Source organism: Pseudomonas sp. S9 (genome assembly GCF_000222125.1).
In the GTDB taxonomy this organism is placed as follows: domain Bacteria; phylum Pseudomonadota; class Gammaproteobacteria; order Pseudomonadales; family Pseudomonadaceae; genus Aquipseudomonas; species Aquipseudomonas segetis.
In genome coordinates this window covers 237,913-253,588 of the sequence record NZ_AFFX01000001.1, presented here as the reverse complement: position 1 = coordinate 253,588, position 15,676 = coordinate 237,913, and the positions used below count along the sequence as shown (strand labels likewise).

7 protein-coding genes are annotated in these 15,676 nt (G+C 58.3%); 4 read left to right on the top strand and 3 right to left on the bottom strand.

Annotation, left to right across the window (positions count from 1 at the left end; all coding sequences use genetic code 11):
- Positions 1-94: 94 nt before the first annotated feature.
- Entirely contained in the window at positions 95-7,375 is a 7,281-nt protein-coding gene (locus PSES9_RS0101210) for a retention module-containing protein (RefSeq protein ID WP_010483207.1), read from the bottom strand.
- Between the two features lie 457 nt (positions 7,376-7,832).
- Here PSES9_RS0101210 and PSES9_RS0101205 point away from each other — a divergent pair, with 457 nt between their 5' ends.
- From PSES9_RS0101205 to PSES9_RS0101195, 3 genes are read left to right on the top strand one after another with little or no spacing between them, the layout of a single operon-like run.
- Positions 7,833-9,188 (top strand): TolC family outer membrane protein, encoded by a 1,356-nt coding sequence (locus tag PSES9_RS0101205; protein WP_010483205.1) that lies wholly within the window; start codon positions 7,833-7,835, stop codon positions 9,186-9,188.
- 30 nt (positions 9,189-9,218) lie between these two features.
- Positions 9,219-11,369 (top strand): type I secretion system permease/ATPase, encoded by a 2,151-nt coding sequence (locus tag PSES9_RS0101200; RefSeq protein WP_036988023.1) that lies wholly within the window; start codon positions 9,219-9,221, stop codon positions 11,367-11,369.
- A 9-nt stretch (positions 11,370-11,378) separates the two neighbouring features.
- Positions 11,379-12,725, top strand: a complete 1,347-nt coding sequence (locus tag PSES9_RS0101195; RefSeq protein ID WP_010483201.1) for an HlyD family type I secretion periplasmic adaptor subunit — start codon at positions 11,379-11,381, stop codon at positions 12,723-12,725.
- A gap of 270 nt (positions 12,726-12,995) precedes the next feature.
- Here PSES9_RS0101195 and PSES9_RS0101190 read toward each other — a convergent pair whose 3' ends face one another.
- Positions 12,996-13,601 carry a tRNA-uridine aminocarboxypropyltransferase gene (locus PSES9_RS0101190; protein WP_010483200.1) on the bottom strand — a complete coding sequence of 202 codons (606 nt, stop codon included), beginning with the start codon at positions 13,599-13,601 and terminating at the stop codon, positions 12,996-12,998.
- Between the two features lie 12 nt (positions 13,602-13,613).
- Entirely contained in the window at positions 13,614-14,525 is a 912-nt protein-coding gene (locus PSES9_RS0101185) for a LysR family transcriptional regulator (RefSeq protein WP_010483199.1), read from the bottom strand.
- Between the two features lie 166 nt (positions 14,526-14,691).
- On the opposite strand from PSES9_RS0101185, the gene speB reads away from it, so the two are divergent.
- Complete coding sequence (speB, locus tag PSES9_RS0101180; protein WP_010483198.1) at positions 14,692-15,651, top strand: agmatinase; 960 nt, start codon at positions 14,692-14,694, stop codon at positions 15,649-15,651.
- Positions 15,652-15,676 lie beyond the last annotated feature (25 nt).

The following is a 15,676-nucleotide window of genomic DNA, read 5'->3' as shown; positions in this document are numbered from 1 at the left end:
TGCAGACCCGAAAAAGCCCGCCAGCCTTGCAGCTGACGGGCCTTATTAAGGTTAGACGCTGTTTACAAAACAGCACCCTGCCAGGCAGGTGGTTTCAGGATACCAGCGTGTGGTTATCCAGCATGTTTTGAATAATGCTCGCGCTATCCCCTCCCGAGAGCGTGACATTGGCCAAGGTTACCGTCTGATCGATGCTCCCTGGATCTGCTACCTGCCCGGTGCTGGAGATGTTGATTTGCGTGTCGCTGCCGCTCGGCGCAAAACTCAAATACGCACTGAGTTCAGCCGCACTGCTGTGATCAACCACGCCAACCAACAGGGATGACAGGTCCAAGGCGTCCCCATCAGCCATGTTGAAGTCACGCACCACATCATGGGAGCCGCTGTCTCGGTCAGCACTGTTCCAGACAAAGGTATCCGCCCCGGTTCCGCCAAATAGCTGGTCATCGCCGATACCGCCAATGAGCAGGTCATCACCACCCTGGGCAAACAGCCAATCATTGCCACTGCCGCCTTCGAGCAGGTCATTGCCGCCCGAGTTGGGTACTGAAGCCCCAAGGGCCAGGGCATTGTTTTCGATAAAGCTGATCAGTTGCGCCTGACTCGGCGCCGTACCGCCGTTGACATCGGTCAGGTGGCTGACCAACACCTGGAAGCTCGGCGCTGTGGTTTCATAGCCTGCAATCCAGGTGGTGTTAAGTGCATCACCAAAGATCAGGTCATCGCCTGCACCGCCGACTAGATGATCATTACCCAATGGCGACAAGGCTCCCGGCGTTACATGCCCAGGGTCGAGCGTTGCCAAGAGCTGGTCAGCTGTGAGTACGATCTCGGGCTGGCCAACCTGCGCGTGAACAGTACCGCCCACAACATTGGTGCTGACATTGCCGGTGAGCTGGTCGGTATTGTCGAAGTAACGCAGCACGTCGCTGTTGATACCCGAGCCGATGCCAATTGCATGCAGCTCGGCACGGCCCATCAGGACGCTTGCGTCATCCAGCGCACGGGTTACGTCATTGATATTGACGGTACTGCCGGTATCGCTGTTGTCACCGCTGTAGGTTGTCGGGTCCCCATCGGTCAGGAAGTAGGCCAGGTTTTCATAGTGATTGCCCTCGATACCGGCAAACCATGCGTTGGTGGTTTTGAATGCCGCCTCATAGTTGGTGCCGCCATCCGCGGTGACCCTGGCCAAGGCATCATTATTGCCACTTAGCGCCGCTTGCACATCGTCCAGCGTTCCGCTGAGCAGTATCGATGAGGTCGAGGAAAACACCACCAGGGCGATATTGATATTGCCCGGGTGCGCATCGAGCTTATCCAGGAAGGAACGCACTGCATCCTTGAGCAGGCTCAAGCGTCTGCTGTAGCCCCCGCTTCCATCCGGATCGTCGGCCATGCTGCCTGAACGGTCGAGGATCAATGCGATGTTGTAGTTTTTCGCAGGGTCGACGGTTGGCGCACCAGCCCCGCCGATATCGCCCACCAGGGTGTCATTGCCACCCACACCCGCAATCAAGCCCTTGCCGTCACTGTCAAACGGGCTGGCGATAAAGTGCGGCGTGGTCGAACTGCTGGCCCCAGTGCCAAAGTCGCTGGCATTGTTGCCGACCACCAGCACCGATTGGTCGCTGCGGATACAGATATCCAGGTTGGCGCTGCTTGGATCGCCATCACCATCGACCACTGTGTAGGTGAATTGCTGGGTAACCTGGCCGGTTTCTCCAAACACCAGATCGGCATTGGCCACAAAGCTGAAATCCCCCGCAGCGTGGCCAGCGGAGCTGTCAAGATAGATAGCCAGCTTGCCTGTGGCAGTGGTCAGGGTCAGTTTATCGGTAGCTGCATCGTAGCTGTTTGTGACCGGGCCAGCCCCGCTGCTGATGATGCCATTGCCAGCTGCATTGAGGCTGAAGGTTTGCGTGCCAACGGTGATCGACTGGATATGGTCGATGCCATCGGCGCCCGGTTGATCGTTAGCCAGCACATTGCCCGAGACATCACCGCCCACGCCAGCGAGATCGGCCAGCGTCGCCGACAGGTTCTCCGGCGAGGTGTTGATCACCACATTGCTGCTGGAGATTTGTTGCAGGTAGGAACCGCTGAAACTGATGCCGACCGAATAGGCCTGGAAGTTGTTGGTCGCCGGGTTGCCATCACCGTCGATATCGCCGATGAAGTTGCTCCAGTTGTGGTTGATCCAGTTGGTCAGTGCTTGGCCGGTCTTGCCCGCGGTGGGTTCGCCATCGGAGATGAAATACAGCTTGTTTTGCTGTGCGGGGTCGGCACCAAATGCCGCCAGATCATTGCCGATTTCTGTTTTAGCAACGCCCAGTGCGGCCTCATAGTTGGTGTTGCCGCTCGCACTCAAGCCCTGCACCTTGGCCAGCAAGTCGATATAGCCCTGGTCAGTGGTCGATGAAAAGCTGTAGTCGCCAATCTCGGATGCCGATCCGGCAAAGGCAATCAAGTTTATATGAACCGCAGTGCCCAGTTCGGCATAGGCAAGTGCAAGGTTGGCCACGGCGGCCTTCAATGCAGTCAGCTTGGCGCCTTGCATGCTGCCGGAGACATCCAGCACCAGGGTCAGGTTCACCTCTGGCAGCGCTGACTGAACAATGCAGGCTGGCTTGTCATCAACGGCGGTCGGCACATCGTCGATCACCGTCACATCCAGCGTTGCGCTATCAGTATCCCCATCGAGGTCGGTAACCTTGATGGCAAACTGCTCGACAATGGTGTTTTCGCCATTGGCTGCTGGATGCATCGACGGGTCTTGCAAGGTATAGGAATAACTCACAGTACCGCCGGCAATAGTGCCGGTGAAGCCCGTGATATGCAGAACGCCGGCCGGGCTGTCGATAGTCAAAGGAGCGCCCGGCGTAGCGCCTTGCAGTTGCGCAAAAGTAAAGCTGTTGCTGCCAATCTCAACGCTGGATATTCCATCGCCCGCAGTGATGGTGAAGGTGCCGCCATCACTGAGCAGCGCTGCATTGGGTGAGCTGCCGTTGGCCAGGTTTTCTTCGTTGAAGCTCAGCTCGCCGCCTTCTACATTCAAGCCTTCTACCGTCACTCCCGTGTCGCTGCCGACAATCTTGATAGTCAGGGTTGCGGTTGAAATATCACCATCGAAGTCACGCATGGTGTATTCGAGACTCTGGCTGATCTTTTGCCCGTCGGCCAGCGCGATAGTATCTGGATCGCTGTTGTCGAGGGTAAAGCTGTACTCACCGGTGACAGGGTTCAGCACCAGGGTGCCGTACTTGCCCAGCTCGGCCATGGCAGCGCTATTGAGCGTGTTATTCCAACCGACGAAGGCTTTGCCACCGTCATTGCCTGCCTGGTCGTTGGTCAACACAGAACCGGAGGCGACATTGCTGGCATTGCCCTCGACCAGGGTTTGCGCACAATCGTCGTTCGCCGTTGGCGCGTCGTCCCTGAAGCTGATCAGCTTGCCCAGATCCAGGGTGCTGTCTACCGAGTCGCCATCATTGTCGGTTGCGGTTGCGGTCAGGTGGATCAGGTCGCTGCCCAGCACCTTGACTTCATCAGGGTCGCTGCTTGGGTGAACAATGGCCCGCACCTGATCAAGGGTCACGACACCCGCCGCGCTTACGCTGACAGTGAACACCAGGTCACCAGAACTGGTACGCCCCTCGACCTCGCCAGCGGAATTTACCGAGAGCAGCACCGCTTGGTTACTCAGCGAGTCGACCAAACCCGAATCAAGGATACCGAACACAGGGTCGGCAATACCCAGCGAATATTCCAGGCTGCGCAAGCCATCGGCACCGGCTTGAACGTTGAAGATGCCGCTGAAGTCACGACTGACATCAATATCAAGACGTGTTTCGTCGACCTGTAGTTGCCCGCCCCAGGTGACCGAGGTGCTGACGTCGTTGTAGTCGAAGTCGGAGCTCAGTGTCTGGTCTTCCCAGTTCTGGTTGCCAGGGTCCGCGGTATCCTGCAGGTGTGCCCCGCCCGGATTGAGGGTCGCATCACTGAACAGCACATTGGCGCCATCGGCCCCGGTCAGCGCAGCGCCACCGAGTTGGGCCTGCCATTTACCGTCAACCAGGGCGAACGTCAGCTCGGCGCCGTCTGCCAGGCTCGCATTTGCGCCACCGTTTGGAATGATAAAGAAGCCAACATCTTCAGGGTTCAAGCCATTCAAGCTGGCGGTTTGCCCCGGATCCACATCCTGAACGTTTGCCCAGATCACCTTGCCTTGCGCCGGTGTTCCATCCGGATTCTTGACGTAGTAGCCATAGCTGTTGGCATACCCGGCATCACTGCCGTTGAAGGTCACGAACGAGGTATCGGCAATCGCGCTTTGTTCGATCGTTGGGGTGTCATCGTCGATGGTGACTTGCAGGGTCTTGGTCACTGCATCCGAGTCGCCATCGGTGACGGTGAAGTCGATGTTGAGCAGCGCATCATTTTCTGCACCGCCCTCTGCATGCAGCACCGGCTGCAACAAGGTCAGGGTATAGGCGCCAGTCGCAGGGTTGAGCACCATCGTAACCAGATCACCCCGTGAGGAAGATAGAGTCAGCGTGTTGCTGCTGGCATCCCACTTCGACACAACATCTTCATTGCCCAGCTTGTCCGGGCCGCTAAGCACCACTGACTTCAAGCCATCGGCGCCTGCGGCATAACTGAGCGTGCCACTGACGCTGGTGGCGGCGTCCGGGGTGTCGCCAACGCCTCCGTTGATCCCGCCGTACAAGCCTTCATCATCAAGGATCAATGGCGCAGTCGCATTTTGCGCAACTGGCACATCATCCTCGATATTGATGGTGAAGGTATTGGCCGCGAATCCGCCGACCAGCGGGTCGCCATCGCCATCGGTAGCGCTGAGAATGCCCGAGAAGTCGATGCCCAGCCCCGGCAGGGTTTCGGCATCATTGCCATCGGCTTGCGGATGATCAATAGGGCCTTTGAGCACGAATTCGTAGCCGCCGCCAGCGCTGACACTCAGGGTGAAAATCGTATGGCCATTGGCGCTGGCGGTCAGTGTATTACCGGAGAAGGAATAGCTCAGTGCCGTGCCTTCACTGGTCAGGTTTTGCGCCAGCAGCGATGCGGTCTTGCCGTTCAACGAGAACTCGCCCGGACCATCGGCACCGAAACTGACCAATGCCTTGAGCACGCCATCCGCGCCCTGTGCTGTGACTGTCTGGCCGCCTTCGGCATTGCCTTGGTAAGGCGCGCCATTGGCGCTGAGCAACGCATCTTCCTGCACGCTACCACCGACCACCGGGCTGTTTTCGCTGCCGATCAGGATCGGCACGTCATCTTCGATATTGATGGTGAAGGTATTGGCCGGGAAACCGCCAGCCAGCGGGTCGCCATCGCCATCCGTCACCCCGAGCGATGCAGAGAAATCGATGCTCAGAACCGATTGATCCTCGCTGTCATCGCCATCGATGAGCGGATGGTCAATCGGGCCCTGGAGCACAAAGTCATAGCCGCCGGCAGCAGTCACCGTAAGGGTAAAGATCGGATGGCCATTGGCGCTGGCAACAAGGCTATTGCCGACCAGAGCATAGCTCAGAGGCGTGCCTTCGCTGGTCAGGCCCTGGGCATTGAGCTGGCTGACATCGGCCTTGAGGAAAAACTCGCCCGGACCATCGGCTCCAAACTTAACCAGGCTGCCAAGCAGGCCTGCATCACCATGGGCGGTGACCGTTTGCCCACCCTCGGGATTGCCTTGATACGGCGCGCCAGCCGATGTTTCCAGCGCATCCTCCTGGACGTTGCCATGCACCCCAAACGGCTGAGCGGCAGCAAGTGACATGCGTCCTGCATCCTGGCCGCCTTGAGGCCCGGCAAATACCGGTACATCGTCTTCAATGTTGACGGTAAAGCTACCGGCCGGGAAAGCCGTTGCCAGGGAGTCGCCGTCGCCATCGGTTGCAGTGATCAGCGCAGAAAGATCGAGCGGGAAGCTCAGCAGCTCATCGTCGTTGCCATCAGTAACCGGGTGGTCGACAGGGCCGCTGAGGGTGAAGTTATAGCTGCCGTCTGCGCCCACCACAAAGGTGAAAATGGTTTCGCCGTTGGCCTCTGCGGTCAAGGTATTGCCCACCACGCTGTAACTCAGGGCTGCTCCGCCCGAAGTCAGACCCTGGGCAGTAAGCGAGCTGATTGCCGCGCCGCTGTTCGACAGGCCAAATGAGCCAGCACCGTCGGCACCGAAGTTGACCAGTGTATTGAGCGTACCGGGCGCGCCCGAGGTGACATTGGTGGTGCTATCGCCATCGGTATTACCCTGGGCGGTTTCATCTTCATCGACAAACAGGTGAATCTGCGCCGCCTCGCCCACCGCAGCAACAGGCCCGTCGTCATTGACCAGCACGTCCAGGGTTGCGATTGGGGAAACATCGCCATCCAGATCAGTAACCCGTACGCTGAAACTCTCGCCGACCTGGTCATCAGCACCTGTTGCGTTCGGATTGGTGTGATCCAGGGTATTGGCGCTCAGCACGTAGTTCCAGTTGCCGTTGGGGTCAATCGTCAGCACGCCGTATTGGCCTTGTACTGTGCCGCCTTGGGTAACATTGACCCAATTGCCATTGACATCCATTACTTCAAGCGCCGAGACGCCATCACGGGACTCGACCACCAGCTTGCCACTGGCTTGCTCGCCATTACTCGCCGGGTTGGTGCCCTGGGCCAGGGCGGATTCCTCGACTATGGCCGGGCCGGCAATTACGCTGCCGACAAAGTCCTGGTAGTCCACGGTGACCACAGGCGTGAAATCAGTCGGTTCCGGCTCTGTAGGCGGCACCACGACCGGAGGTTCGACCGGTGGCTGGACCACGGGTGGCTCAGGTGTTTCAGCAATCGGCAACCGTGGATCGACCTCAATGTCGGGATCGACAAATTCAGGGCCGTCGTTGAAACCTGCAGTAGGAAAACCCAGTTCAGGATCGACAGAGCCACCGATCGCATCCAGCAACACAAAGCTGTGCCCGCCACCAACACCTCCCGCGCCACCAGAGCTGCCGGGGCCAGCTGCGGTTGCTTCAGCCTCCTGAGTGGGGTCGACACCAGCCTCGATCGCGGCCTGCAGTTTTTCAACCTCGGTCAGGTCATTGGCAGTCGGCGCCGGGGTGTCCTGCTGCGGCGCGTTAGAACCCTCCCCGACCTGGGCGAGCATCTGCTCGGACAGCGCCAGGCTGCTGTCACGGCCCAGGGTCAGCAGCTCACCATTGCTCAGCTTGACCGCCAAGGCGCCGGTAGCACCGGTATTGATTTGCTCCCCTGCGAACAGGCGATCGCCTTCAACCAAGGGGCGCCGTGAACCGTTGCTGGCTACAACGAATACTTCGCCAACTACCTGGGTTACTACACCAATCAACGTCGCCATGGTCTCGTCCTCATCTACGGCAGCCGGTGTTCAACCGGCCTGTTTCGTTGACGACGAACACACAGATTTCGGGTATCGAGCGTTGCAAAAAAACAGATTCAAATGGCGCGGCAGGCAATCAAGAAAACGACATGCCAAAAAAATGTCGCATAAAGATTTGCCTGCCACGTCCATCTGAATCAACCCCGCCCTAATACTTGTTTCTTGGTATTCGTCTTAGCACTCAAGTTCCAGAAAATGCGCCAAACCCATTATTTGCTGGCTCACTTACCAGTAACAATGTGCCGATTTTCTCAGAGTACCTAAGATTTTTTAGGAATAACCCTTGTGAGAAATTTTTATGAGGCTGGGCCAAAGATGTTCTTAGCTTTGTTGTTACAAACCTGAAACGGTTTAACACTAAAAAACGTCAACTAATTGGCGACAAGACTAGGGCACGGAACAAGGAGTTCTTCAAATGCGCGCATTAAACTTACTCTACAGCAGCATTCTCATCGCACTTTCGTGCTCTCAGGCCCAGGCAATGTCCTTGTCTGAAGCCATCCAAAGCACGCTCGACAATCACCCTGAACTGCATGCGGGCATGAACAGCCGGCTATCGGCCGACGAAGAGGTCAAGATCGCCAAGGGTGGCTATCAACCCAGCATCGACCTGCTGGCCGGTTATGGCCGGGAAAATACTGACAGTCCAAGCACCCGGGCATTGGGCAATCACAATGACGAAACCCTGAACTACGCGACATCGGAACTGCGCTTGCGGCAGATGCTCTTCGATGGTTTCAACACCCCCAACGAAGTCGCGCGCACCGAGGCCGTAGTCAACTCCCGCGCCTACTACGTGCGCGGCACTGCCGAGAGCCTGGCGCTGCGTACCGTTGAGGTATACCTCGATGTGCTCAAGCGTCGCGAAATGGTCAACCTGGCCAAAAACAACCTGCAAGCACACCAGCGCATCAACGACCAGATCGACCTGCGCAGCAAACAAGGCGTCGGCAGCACGGCGGACTTTGATCAGTCCAGCGCGCGCCTGGCCCTGGCGGAAAACAACCTGTACACCGAGCAGGTCAACCTTGCTGATGCCGAAGCCAATTTCTTCAGCGCAGTCGGTCCTCCTGCCGATGACCTGGAGAGCCCCGCCACCATCCGGGGCAGCATGCCGCAAGACTTGCTCACGGCCAGGCAAACCATGATGGAGTCCAACCCCTACCTCAAGTCCGCGCAAGCGGATGTCAATGCCGCCGAGAAACAATACGAGGTTGCCAATTCGCCGTTCTACCCTCGTTTCGAGGGTGAACTGGCCACCACAGCTGACAACAATATCCAGGGCGATGAAGGCGACTACAACACATGGCGAGCCGCGGTGGTGATGAACTACAACCTGTACAACGGCATGCGCGACAAGGCGCGGATGCAATCCTCTGCGCACCAGGTCAACCAGTCGATGGACATTCGCAACAATGCATTGCGCATGCTCAACGAAAACCTCTCCCTGGCCTGGAACGCCTTGCAAAACGCCCGGCTGCAAACGCCCAAGGCGCGTGACTACGCCAACTACACCGCCAGCGTGCGCGAGGCTTACCAGCAACAGTTCAGCCTGGGGCAACGGACCCTGCTCGACTTGCTCGACAGCGAAAACGAACTGTTCACCGCCAACCGGCGCTACACCGACGTGCGCTACACCGAAGAATTTTCGATGTACCGCGTCATCGCGACCATGGGTGATTTGCTCCAGCAACAGCAAGTGATTGTTCCGGCCGAGGCCATCGCCTTGAGCGAAGTGAAAAGTGAAGCACGACTGCCAGAAATGAAATAGCCAGCGCGAGGAGCACTGACCTTGACCACCATGGAGCTGCCAGCAAGTCACGGCGACCCGCGCTTGAGCCACGACGATCCATTACTGGATGGTCTGTTGATTCTATGCAGGCTACACGGCTGCACTGTCAGCCGGGGGAGCTTGAGCGCGGGCCTGCCCATGCCCAAACAGTGCCTGACCCCGGAACTGCTGGCCCGCTGCGCGGCCAGGGCTGGCCTGCAAGGTCGCTTGTTACGCCGTGACTTGAACGCAATATCCGCACTGAACCTGCCGGTGCTGTTGCTGCTGAACGACGGTCGCAGCGCGGTTTTGCATAAATGGCTTGATGCCGACCAGGCCCAGATACTGCCCTGCGAAGCTGACGGCGGCGAACAGACGGTCAGCCGTGACGAGCTTGCCGCGGTCTACACCGGACATGCGTTTTTTGCCCGCCCACGGCATGAACTCGAAGAAGCCCGGCAACCGCTTGTGCCACGAATCGAAGCCTGGTTCCGCGACACCTTGAAACTCTCGCGCTGGCTGTATGCCGATGCGGTCCTGGCCAGCCTACTCATCAACCTTCTGGGCTTGCTGGTGCCCTTGTTCGTCATGCAGACCTACGATCGCGTAGTGCCCAACCAGGCAACCGCGACCTTGTGGGTATTGGCCATCGGCTTGTTTGTCGGCACCAGCTTTGAACTGTTGCTGCGCATACTTCGCGCGCACCTGCTCGACACAGCGGGGAAAAAGACTGACGTGGTGCTCTCGGCGACTCTGTTCGAGCGCATCACCGGGATGTCGATGAGCTCACGCCCCAGCAGTATTGGCGGCTTTGCGCAGAGCATCCATGACTTCCAGGGGCTACGAGAATTCCTGACCGCTGTCACCTTGACCAGCCTGATTGACCTGCCATTTTCCCTGCTCATGATTACCGTGATCGGCCTGCTGGGCGGCTGGCTGGTGGTGATCCCGCTGCTGGCTTTCCCGATTACCGCGGTGTTTGCCTTGATCATTCAGGTGCAACTGCGCGACACCGTGGAAAAAAGCCTGGCACTGGCCTCGCGCCGCCAGGCGCTGTTGATCGAGACCCTCGGCGGGCTGGAAACCCTCAAGGCCTGTGGCGCCGAAAGCGAGCGCCAGCATGATTGGGAAAAAACCCACGGCGCCCTCACCCGCCTCGACACCCATGCGCGCTTTCTCGCCTCACTGGCAACCAACGGCACCCTGTTCCTGCAGCAGTTCGCCGGCATGGCGACCATAGTCGCCGGGGTCTACAGCATCATCGCCGGATCACTGAGCGTCGGCGCACTGGTTGCCTGCTACATGCTCGGCAGCCGGGTATTGGCACCACTTGGGCAAATCGCGGGTTTGATCACGCGCTACCAACAAGCACGCCTGACCATGACCAGCACCGACGCACTCATGGCCATGCCCCAGGAGCGCCAGGCCAAGCAGCGGCCACTTGAGCGCACGCACCTGTCTGGCGCCATACAGGTTCGCCAGGTCAGCTTCAGCTATCCCAACCAGTCCAGCCCGGCATTGAACGATGTCAGCCTGCAGCTGGCGGCGGGCGAAAGGGTCGGCATCATCGGTCGCAGTGGCTCTGGCAAAAGCACGCTGGCCAAGTTGATCATGGCGTTCTACATGCCGACAGAAGGCCAGGTGCTGCTCGATAACCTGGACCTGCGCCAACTCGATGTTGCCGACCTGCGTCACCAGATAGGCTTCGTCTCCCATGACTTGCCGCTGCTCAGCGGCAGCTTGCGCGACAACATCACCCTGGGCGCACGTTACGTCAGTGATACGCGCATGCTCGAAGTGGCCGAACTGACCGGAGTCAGCGAGCTGGCCAAGCAACACCCGCAGGGTTTTGATCGCCCGGTTGGCGAACGCGGCCAGTTGCTTTCTGGCGGCCAACGCCAGGCCGTGTTGATGGCCCGCGCCATGCTGCTCGATCCACCCATAATGCTGCTGGATGAACCAACCAGCGCCATGGACAACACCAGCGAAGAAATCCTGCGCAACCGCCTGCAAACCTGGACGCAAGGCAAAACCCTGCTGCTCATCACCCACCGCGCATCAATGCTCAGCCTGGTAGACAGGCTGATCGTCCTGGATAACGGGCGCATTGTCGCCGATGGCCCGAAAGAATCGGTTATCGAAGCCTTGCGCAAAGGCCGCGTCGGCCCGGCAGCGGTCTAGGAAAACATCATGAGCCAGCAGATCCTGAGTAACTACTTCGCCCACGGCAAAGGCGACACCGAGTTCATGCCCGAGGTCGACGGCGCAGTGCTTGAAGACACGCCATGGTTTGCCCGCATTACCATCTGGGTCGTCACAGCCTGCATCCTCAGTGCTGTGGCCTGGGCCAATTTCGCAGTGCTAGATGAGGTCACCACCGGCCAGGGCAAGGCCATTCCCTCGAGCAAGATCCAGGTCATCCAGAACCTTGAGGGCGGAATTGTCAGTGAGATTTTTGTTCGTGAAGGCCAGGTGGTTAGCAAGAACGATGTCTTGCTGCGCCTCGATGACACACGTTTTTTGTCCAACAAGGGTGAAAGCGATGCCGACCGCTTGGCGCTGATTGCCCGCGTGGAGCGCCTGAGTGCAGAGGCGGAAGGCCGGCCGCTGGCAATGCCCGAGGAAATAACCCGCAGCGCCCCACAACTGGCCGAGGACGAAGCAGGCTTGTACAGCTCACGACAACAACGGCTGCAAAGCGAACAACGGACACTTGGCGAGCAGCTTCGGCAAAAGAACCAGGAGCTGGCAGAGTTTCGCTCCAAGGCGCAACAGTATCGGTCCAGCCTGGGCTTGATTCAGCAAGAACTGAACATGTCGACCCCCCTGGTCAAGGCCGGCGCCATTTCACCGGTCGAGATTCTCAGGCTGCGGCGCAGCGCGGTTGAAGTCCGTGGCTCGCTCGATGCAACCAACCTGGCAATTCCAAGGGCGGAATCGGCAATCAGCGAGATCAAAAGCAAGATCGAGGAATCCGAATTGGGCTTCCGTGCCGATGCCTTCAAGGAGCTCAATGATGCCCGCACTGAACTGAAGAAGATCAACGCCAGTGGCTCGGCGATTGACGACCGCGTCAGCAGAACCACGGTAATTTCACCCGTCAACGGCATCATCAAGCAACTCAAGGTCAACACCATTGGCGGCGTCGTCCAGCCCGGCAGCGATATGCTTGAGATAGTGCCACTGGAAGACAATTTGCTGATCGAAGCCAAGGTGCGTCCGCAGGATGTGGCATTTCTTCATCCGGGCCAGAAAGCCATGGTCAAGTTCAGCGCCTATGACTACACCATTTATGGCGGCCTCAAGGCCAACCTGGAACTTATCAGCGCGGACACCATTACCGATGATGAAGGCAACAGCTTCTATCTGATCCAATTACGCACCGATAAGAGCCATTTAGGCAGTGATAAACAACCGCTGATGATCATCCCCGGCATGGTTGCCACTGTCGATATCATTACCGGCCAGAAGAGCGTGCTTGACTACCTGCTCAAGCCGGTGCTCAAAGCCCGCACCGAGGCGCTGCGTGAACGCTAAGGAACCTCTGGACAACTACTGCGCTCGATAATACGGCGTTGAAAAGCTGCTCACAGCCTTTAGGCTGAACGAACTTCAGTTCGGCCCCGAAGGGGTGAGCAACGCGAATCCAATGCTCATCTAGGCCACTAGAGTCGAGCGCGACCCCGGTCGCTTTTTCGCACCTTTGACTCGCTGGCGCTCGCCCTCCGGGCCAACCTTTGGCTGTTACTCCCGTTGGCCTTGTACTCCCGTCGCTCGCGACCTTGTTCAGAGGTTCCCTAAGGCCCCCTATGTCTTGTTTGAATGATTACGCGCAAAGGTGTGAGCGCCCATGGCCCTGATCTGCCCCTCGATCAAGGCATCGAAAGGCTGCAACAGCGCGGCAAATGATTGCTCCGGCTCAAGCAACTGCAAGGCAGCGGTGACCGCCTCGATAGTCGATAACGAGCCCTCCATCGGCGCCTTTCGCAGGCGATAGCGCGACTGCTGGCCAGGCGGCAAGGTTACGCGCGGCAGGTTTGCCAACAGCGAATTAAGGTACAGCAACTTGCGCGCCTTGCGCCAAGTGCCATCGGGAACCACCAGGCGCACGGGCATCTGATCGGCCTCTTGCCGAACAGCAGTCAAGGGCTGCGCAGCCTCCCCCGGAAACAGCAGGTAACTGCGGTAACCGGGTTGCGCCAGGTATGCGGCCAGTTGCTCGAACTGCTCGCCAACCCACAACTCTGCATTCTGCAGTCCAAGCGCCAGCAAACCTGCGGTATTGAGCGCGTGCCTGACCTCGCTTGGGTGCTGCAGGATCAATACCTGGGTGCGGCTATGCAGGCTTGGAATCAATGCGCAAAGGCAATGCTCAAGCGGTCGAGCACATCGCTCGCAGCGGGGGCGAGGCATAAAAATAACTCCTTAGCCAGCGACGTTCTTATCAGCCGCGTTCAACTGCGTCTTGAGCAGATCGCGAAAGGTTTGAATCAAGGGCTCGCGCGAACGGCCTCGACGCAGGATCAACGAAAACGGTGCTTGATAACCAAAGGTCGCTGGCAGCAATACGCGCAACTGCTGCAACTCGACCCAATGCTGTGCGTAGTGCTCGGGCAAATAACCGATGTAGGCGCCTGACAACACCAGGATCAGCTGGGCCTCCATCGACTCGACAGTCCCCGCGCTGTGCTTGAAGCCATGGCGCGCCAGTTCTGCCTGGCTCCAATAGCCACGCCCCACCATGCGTTGCTGGGTAATGACCTCGGCGGGAATGCGCCGCTGCTTGAACAGCGAGTGACGCTCGCTGCAGTACAGCCAATGCTGTTCGCGGTACAAAGGCTGGTACAGCAAGCCATTCATGCGGGTCGAGAACGCACCGATGGCAATATCCAGGCGATTGTCCAGTACCGCAAGCTGTAATTCATAAGGGCTCAATACAGACAAATGCAGGTGCACCGCCGGGTGTTCATGGCTGTAGGCACCAATTACTTCAGCCAAAGGTAAAGCCATATCACTTACCGTTGAGTCGAGCACCCCGAGATTCAGGGTTCCGCGCAGCTCGCCCTTGAGCGCTGCCGAGTAGCGTTCAAAACCCTCCAGCTCACTCAGCAGGCGCAAGGTTTCCTGATGAAACAACTCGCCCTTGCTGGTCAGACTGAAACCGCCACGCCCTCGGTGGCACAGGCTAAGCCCCAGCGAACTCTCGAGTTGGCTCATGTAGGTGCTGATTGCAGAAGTCGATAGCTTCAACTCCTGCTGAGCCGCAGCAAAGCCCTGGTGGCGCACCACGCTGGCAAAAATCCTGAGCAACTTCAGGTCGGGTAACGCCTGACTCATAACCACTCCGCAACACCAGAAATCAACTAATCGACGATTCTAAGCCCTGCGCCATTAGTTTAGAAATTTATGAACTAATTTTTTGCTCTCAGCGATTTGTCACAGCGCAGCGATGGCCAAGAATCGGCGCACTTTATTAAAACCATAACAACCGTGAGGCCATCCCATGGACAAGATTTTGCACCAACCCCTGGGCGGTAACGAAATGCCGCGTTTCGGCGGCATCGCCACCATGATGCGCCTGCCGCACATCCAAACCCCTGAAGAACGCAAGCAACTCGATGTGGGCTTTGTCGGAGTCCCGCTGGATATTGGCACCTCGCTGCGTTCCGGCACCCGCTTTGGCCCGCGTGAGATTCGCGCCCAGTCGGTGATGATTCGCCCCTACAACATGGCAACCGGTGCCGCGCCCTTTGATTCGCTGAACATTGCCGATATTGGCGATGTGCCCATCAACACCTTCAACATGGCTGAAGCGGTGCGTATTATCGAGGATGCCTACGACCAGATTCTCGAAGACGGCATCCTGCCCCTGACACTTGGCGGCGACCACACCATCACCTTGCCGATCCTGCGGGCGATCAAGAAGAAGTTCGGCAAGGTCGGGCTGGTTCACATTGATGCTCATGCTGACGTCAACGACCATATGTTCGGTGAAAAAATCGCCCACGGCACAACCTTCCGCCGCGCCGTCGAAGAAGACCTGCTCGACTGCGATCGCGTGGTGCAGATTGGCCTGCGCGCCCAGGGCTATACCGCCGAGGATTTCAACTGGAGCCGCAAGCAGGGCTTTCGCGTGGTCCAGGCCGAAGAATGCTGGCACAAGTCACTTGAACCATTGATGGCTGAAGTGCGCGAGAAAGTCGGTGGCGGCCCGGTTTACCTGTCATTTGATATCGATGGTATCGACCCCGCCTGGGCACCTGGCACCGGCACCCCGGAAATTGGCGGCCTGACTACCATCCAGGCAATTGAAATCATCCGCGGCTGCCAGGGCCTGGATCTGATCGGCGGCGGCCTGGTTGAAGTCTCCCCGCCCTATGACACCACCGGCAACACCTCGCTGCTCGGCGCCAACTTGCTTTACGAAATGCTCTGCGTGTTGCCTGGCGTGAAAAATCGCTAGCACAAGCCTGTTGGTCGAAGCCGTC

Excerpts from the sequence above, each read along its gene's own strand:
- PSES9_RS0101210 (WP_010483207.1), bottom strand. The coding sequence starts at position 7,375 with ATGGCGACGTTGATTGGTGTAGTAACCCAGGTAGTTGGCGAAGTATTC.
- PSES9_RS0101205 (WP_010483205.1), top strand. The coding sequence starts at position 7,833 with ATGCGCGCATTAAACTTACTCTACAGCAGCATTCTCATCGCACTTTCG.
- PSES9_RS0101200 (WP_036988023.1), top strand. The coding sequence starts at position 9,219 with ATGGAGCTGCCAGCAAGTCACGGCGACCCGCGCTTGAGCCACGACGAT.
- PSES9_RS0101195 (WP_010483201.1), top strand. The coding sequence starts at position 11,379 with ATGAGCCAGCAGATCCTGAGTAACTACTTCGCCCACGGCAAAGGCGAC.
- PSES9_RS0101190 (WP_010483200.1), bottom strand. The coding sequence starts at position 13,601 with ATGCCTCGCCCCCGCTGCGAGCGATGTGCTCGACCGCTTGAGCATTGC.
- PSES9_RS0101185 (WP_010483199.1), bottom strand. The coding sequence starts at position 14,525 with ATGAGTCAGGCGTTACCCGACCTGAAGTTGCTCAGGATTTTTGCCAGC.
- speB (WP_010483198.1), top strand. The coding sequence starts at position 14,692 with ATGGACAAGATTTTGCACCAACCCCTGGGCGGTAACGAAATGCCGCGT.